This is a genomic window from Rickettsiales endosymbiont of Peranema trichophorum (assembly GCF_004210275.1).
Taxonomy (GTDB): Bacteria; Pseudomonadota; Alphaproteobacteria; order Rickettsiales; family Midichloriaceae; genus RICK02.
Window position 1 is genome coordinate 1 of sequence record NZ_SCFA01000123.1, and the last position, 2,863, is coordinate 2,863.

1 protein-coding gene and 1 pseudogene are annotated in these 2,863 nt (G+C 40.7%); both read right to left on the bottom strand.

The features are described from left to right. Positions 1-2,059 (bottom strand): annotated as a pseudogene (locus EDM53_RS05905) (hypothetical protein); the annotation flags it as partial. After that, positions 2,059-2,863, bottom strand: an 805-nt coding sequence (locus EDM53_RS06310; protein WP_165379697.1) for a hypothetical protein, incomplete at its 5' end; no start/stop codon positions are given. The gene EDM53_RS06310 and the pseudogene EDM53_RS05905, both read right to left, overlap by 1 nt.

The following is a 2,863-nucleotide window of genomic DNA, read 5'->3' on the forward strand; positions in this document are numbered from 1 at the left end:
CTTCCGATATACTCACCTTCTTCTTATCACCTTCCTTCCATATATCCCACAACAATACTTCTACTTCACCTTCTAATAATACCCTCCCATCTCCTAACCAACACAGTACCTTCTCCAATATTCTGTTCAACAATGCATCTTCCAGTCTCCACTCTACCTCTAATACTTCGTCTTCCCCTCTCCTATTCATTTCTGCCTTACACATTGTCTTCAATATTTTCTTCTTCACACTCATCACATCTGTTCTTAATCCTATCTCCCTCAATATCCCATATGATGCACTTCCTACTTTGCCTGCTTCTAATAGAGCACATACCTCTTCCAACAGTATCCACATGCTATATTCATCTATACCGTACACACTTATCAACTTCTCTAATGCCACACATGATGCACTTCTTACTTCCCATTCATCGTCTTGTAATAACGATCTCAGTTCCTTTAGTAGTGCTCCAACTATCCCATCACTCACTTCATACCCACTTATAACACCAAGTATTCCTAAACACCCTCCAGTCCGTATCTCTTTATTTTTTTCCCTCAAAAACATACGGAACGTTTCCAACATTTGTAGTACGTCTCCTTTTATTCCACCTTGCTCCAGTACCTTTGACACCAGATATAGTCCCATCAGGCCATTATTGAACACACTACTCCTCAACAATACTTCTATTCCACTTACCAATCTTTGACTCGGGTATAACATCCACACCAATTCACTCTCGTTTAGCTTCACATCTCTTCTAAACAACAGACAAGATAATCCAGTGATACTCCCCTCTACGTCCTTTAGATTGAATTGCCCAAGCTTTTTATCTACTGCTCTTGTCCACTCTATTATAAAACCATCGTCTCTATAACCAAAATGCGCCAAACTCCAGATACTGTTCGACAAGTTTTGGGCATTGAACTCTGATAGTTTTCCAATTGATACATTCGCCCATTCTCTTATGAAGTGATCATCTCTGTAACCAAGACGCGTTAAGCTCCAGAGACTGTTAGACAAATCCTGGCCATTAAACTCTAGCAATTTTCTAGTTGATACCCTTACCCAGTCTCTTATAAAATCAGCATCCCTGTAACCAAGACGCGCTAAACTCCATATGCTGTTGGACAAGTGCTGCGGAACAAACTCTGCTAGTTTTGCAGTTGACTCTCTTACCCATTTTCTTATGAAATCATCGTCCCTGTAACCAAGACGCACTAAACTCCAAACGCTATTGGACAGTCCTTGTCCATTAAAATCTGACAGTTTTCTAATTGATATTATTACCCAGTCTCTTATGAAATCATCATCTCTGTAACCAAGACGCGCTAGGCTCCATATGCTGCTCGACAACTCCTGGGCGTTAAACTCTAGCAATTTTCTAGTTGATACCCTTACCCATTCTCTTATAAAATCAGCGTCCCTATAACTAAAACGTACTAAACTCCAGAGACTGTTCGACAAATCCTGACTATTAAACTCTAGCAATTTTCTAGTTGATACCCTTACCCATGCTCTTATAAAATCATCATCTCTGTAACCAAAACGCGCTAAGCTCCATATGCTGCTCGACAATTCCTGCGTGTTAAACTCCAGCAATTTCCTAGTTGATGCCCTTACCCATTCTCTTATGAAGTGATCATCTCTGTAACCAAGACGCGCCAAACTCCAAATACTATTCGACAAGTCCTGCACATTAAACTCTAGGAGTTTTCTAGTTGATACTTCTACCCATTCTCTTATGAAATCATCCTCCCTGTAACCAAGACGCACTAAACTCCATATGCTGTTGGACAAATTCTGGCAGTTAAACTCTAGGAGTTTTCTAGTTGATACTTCTACCCATTCTCTTATGAAATCATCCTCTCTGTAACCAAGACGCGCCAAACTCCAGATACTCTTTGATAATTCTTGCGCATTAAATTCCTCCAATTTGGGAATAGCCGCTCTTAACCAATACCTAATATAACTGTCATCCTTATGACCTCTACACGCTAATTTTGCTATCTCATCACATAACCTTGCATTGTTATAACCACTCAAATCTCTCAACACACCTTCCCCACATATCATCAATTATCACCTTGAAATGCTCCTTCTGCTTGACCTTGTTCCTGCATCAATTCATTATACTCTCCCCTAGAGCTATCAAACTCGTATACGTATTGCAAGGGTGTGCAAGCTAGTAAACTATATAGACTCGCATAAGCCTCTGATGATTTCGCTACATTGTCATCACTCGTGTGTTCTGTGTACAGACTATGCACGTTGGACATCAGATGGTAAAGGCTGTACACCGTCATTCCTGATGTAAATATCAACCCTGTATATGGCAAACCTCCTGCACCCATCACCATTGGTAACGCCATGTAAACTGTCGTTACCAGTACCTGTTTTAGCGCCTCAGCGTATTCTCCCTGGTACACTTGATATGTAGCTTCCAAACCCACTAGTGCTAATCCATACACATTCAATCCCTTGTACATTCCATACACATGCACCGTGCCCAATACCACTTGCTTCACATTCTCCACTGTTGGTCGATTGACCACTCTTAGTACATCCACTACTGTATCAGCTATCTTGATGCTCAACGCTACTTTATACATCACAACTTCCACTTCTGCCGCTTTTTCTCCTATCATTCCCTTTATATCAATATCAGAGCTCATTTTTTGCTGCAATTCCCTTGCAAATATAAAATCTTCCCCTCTCCCTCCCTTGTCAGGGTGTAGTCTAAGCAGCACATGCTTCTTAAACTCTCCATAATTACGTAAAATATCTACCGATACTGTCTCACCTAGCTTGTTTTCTTTCAATATATCCTTAAATCTCCCAATCTCTCCCTTGTACAGATACTCCTTGTATTGCCATGCA